Annotated in this window: 3 protein-coding genes and 1 pseudogene; 2 read left to right on the top strand and 2 right to left on the bottom strand. The window is 68.9% G+C overall.

Annotation, left to right across the window (positions count from 1 at the left end):
* On the top strand, positions 1-822 hold an 822-nt coding region (locus Y704_RS20055; protein WP_035772144.1), incomplete at its 5' end, for a M16 family metallopeptidase.
* Positions 823-946: 124 nt separating this feature from the next.
* Here the strand turns inward: Y704_RS20055 and Y704_RS0109030 are convergent.
* Together Y704_RS0109030 and moaA are read right to left on the bottom strand one after the other, a co-directional pair.
* A complete protein-coding gene (locus Y704_RS0109030; protein WP_026549882.1) occupies positions 947-1,198 on the bottom strand; it encodes a MoaD/ThiS family protein in 252 nt (83 codons plus the stop codon).
* The gene (moaA, locus tag Y704_RS0109035; RefSeq protein WP_026549883.1) at positions 1,199-2,269 is read right to left on the bottom strand and encodes a GTP 3',8-cyclase MoaA; all 1,071 of its coding nucleotides are present in this window, start codon (positions 2,267-2,269) and stop codon (positions 1,199-1,201) included. It lies immediately after the preceding gene.
* A gap of 194 nt (positions 2,270-2,463) precedes the next feature.
* On the opposite strand from moaA, the pseudogene Y704_RS24460 reads away from it, so the two are divergent.
* A pseudogene (locus Y704_RS24460) lies at positions 2,464-2,943 on the top strand (oxidoreductase); the annotation flags it as partial.

Here is a 2,943-nt window from a genome sequence, read left to right on the forward strand (position 1 = left end):
CATCCGCTGGGTCGCCCGATCGGCGGCACGCCGCAGGCCATCCGGGACGTACCGAGGGAATCCGTACTGGCCCACTACCGCCGCTACTACCAGCCGGGGGAGCTGGTGGTCACGGCTGCGGGCGGACTGGACCACGACGTCGTCTGCACCCTCGTCCAGGAAGCCCTGGAAAGCGCGGGCTGGGAGCTCGCCGAGGGCGCCGTTCCCGTCGCACGGCGGTCGGCCGAGCCGGTTCCGGTGAACGGCAGAGCCGGCGTGCGCGTGATCCGACGGGCGGTCGAGCAGGCGAATATCCTCATCGGGTGTCCCTCGCTGGTCGCGACCGATGAGCGCCGCTTCGTCATGAGCGTACTGAATGCAGTGCTCGGCGGCGGAATGTCGTCGCGGCTCTTCCAGGAGATCCGCGAGAAGCGGGGCCTCGTCTACTCGACCTACTCCTTCTCGGCGTCCTACGCCGATGCCGGGTACTTCGCCATGTATGCGGGGTGTTCGCCAGCCAAGACGGGCCAGGTGATCGAACTGCTCGGGGCGGAACTCGACCGCCTGGCGACCGGGGGGATCACGGCCGACGAGCTTCGCAAGGCCGTGGGGCAGCTGTCCGGAGGCCTGGTCATGGCACTCGAGGACAGCAGTTCCCGGATGTCACGCCTCGGAAGGTCCGAGCTCGTCTCCGGTGAGTTCTTCGACGTCGACGAGTCCCTGGCACGCATCCGGTCCGTCACGGCGCAGGAGGTCAAGGATTTGGCGGTAGAGCTCGCCGCAGCGCCGCGGACGACGGTGGTGGTGGGCCCGTTCGATCGGGAAGCCGACTTCGCCGGCTAGCTGCCGCGACCCGGCAGGGTAATCTCCGGCGGCGTGGTGCTGGGTGCCGCGACCCGGCAGGGTAAGCGCCGGGAGCGTGGTGCTGGGTGCCGCGACCCGGCAGGGTGCGCGCTGGTGCGGTTGTTCAGCCGCCGGCGAAGGGCGGCAGGATGTCCAGCACGTCCGAGCGTTCCAGGGCGCGGCTCCGGTCCCTCAGCGCCACCTCGTTCAACAGGAAACTGCTGCGGGCGAGGACCTTGCCCATGGCGGCCGGTGTGCGACCATATCGATCCTGGAGCGCGGCGATGACGTCGTCGAGGGTGGCCCCGTCAAGGTCGAGGTGCTCCTCTGCCGTGCCGGCGGCTGCCTGTGCCGCGCCGAAGTACCGAACGAGCATTCAGCCGCCGATCGCGCTCATGGAGCGGTCGGGCTGGACGAAGTCCGCGGCACCCAGACCGGTGTGATCCATTCCGTGCGCCTTGGGCTTTGCCCACATGGCCTCCTGCCAGCGGCGCGCCACGGCGTCGTCGTCGGCACCTGTGCGGAGCAGGTCCCGGAGGTCGGTTTCCTCGCGTGAGAAGAGGCAGCTCATGATTTTTCCCTCCGCGGTCACCCTGGTCCGCCGGCAGTCGGCGCAGAACGGCTCGGTGACGGAGGCGATGATGCCCACGGTGCCGACGACGACGTCGGGCGCGGAGTTCCGTCGGACCTCCCACCGCTCGGCGGGGGCGCCGTCGCGATTGCGGGGATCCGGAGTCAGCACGAACTGCGTTTCGACCAGCTTGCGCATCTCCGCGGCGGTGATCATGCCGTCGCGGGTCCAGCCGTGATCGGCGTCCAGGGGCATCTGCTCGATGAAGCGGAGCTCGAATCCGCGTGAGACCGCCCACTCGACGAGGTCGGGTGCCTCGTGGTCGTTGATGCCGCGCATCAGGACGGCGTTGATCTTGACGAGACCCAGGCCCACCTCCGCCGCGGCTTCGATGCCCTTCAGGACCCGGTCCAGGAAGGGTCTGCGGGTCAGCTGGGCGAAGGTGTCGGGGTGCAACGAATCCATGGACACGTTGATGCGGGTCAGGCCGGCATCTCTCAGTGCCGCCGCCTTCCGGTCGAGCCCGAGCGCGTTCGTCGTCATGGAGATGGGCAGGTCGGGGTGGTTCCCACGGATGTCGCGGATGATGTCCAGCAGGTCTGCGCGGACGAGCGGCTCGCCGCCGGTGAGGCGGAGTTCCCGGACACCGAGCAGGTCGACGCCGATGCGGACCAGCCGGACCATCTCGGAGCGCGACAGCACCTGGTCCTTCTGCAGCCAGTTGAGTCCCTCCGCGGGCATGCAGTAGGTGCAGCGCAGGTTGCATTTGTCCGTGAGGGAAAGCCGCATGTCGGTTGCCTGCCGACCGTGGGTGTCCATCAGGCCGGACCGGGCCACAGCAGGCGGAAGGGCCGGCATGCCAAGTTGGATTCCCATACTGATGAGGTTACGCCTTTCCGTTGTGCTTGCCCTACTTCTCCATCGTCGTACATCAGCCGCATCGGCGCATCCGGCACCGGGGCTGGCACCGGCGCGATGCATGCGGTAAGGAACCCGGCGCGGGGCGCACTCGTGGTACGAGTGGACACTGCCGGCACCATCAGGGCGCCGGGAACTGTGAAGGGGCCCTCATGAGGCGGCGGCGGGCGTGGAGCGCGGTGGCAGGAATGCTGGCGGTGGGCATCGGCGTCATCTGCGGTGAGCTCACCGCGGCGGCGCTGAGCCCCTCCGTGTCGCCGGTCAGTGCTGTGGGATCCGCCGTGATCGACACCCTGCCTCCCGGCGTCAAGGATTGGGCCATCGCGACCTTCGGCACCGCGGACAAGGCCGTCCTCCTGGCCACCATGGCCGGCATCATCGCTCTGCTGGCGGCGGGCGCCGGGATCCTCGAATTGAAGCGGCGCTTCGCCGGAAGCGCGCTGGTTGCGGCCTTCGGGCTGCTGGGCATCGCTGCCGTTGCATCCCGCCCGCAGTCGAACCTCATCTCCTACACTGCGCCCGTCCTCGCGCTCTTCCTGGCCGTTGTCCTCCTCATCCGACTGACCGGCGCACTTCGTGACTGGAGCGACGCCGGAACCGCGGGCGAAGCTGTGGGTGAACCGGCGGGCGCC

It is taken from the genome of Arthrobacter sp. Br18, assembly GCF_000520555.1.
Lineage (GTDB): Bacteria > Actinomycetota > Actinomycetes > Actinomycetales > Micrococcaceae > Arthrobacter_D.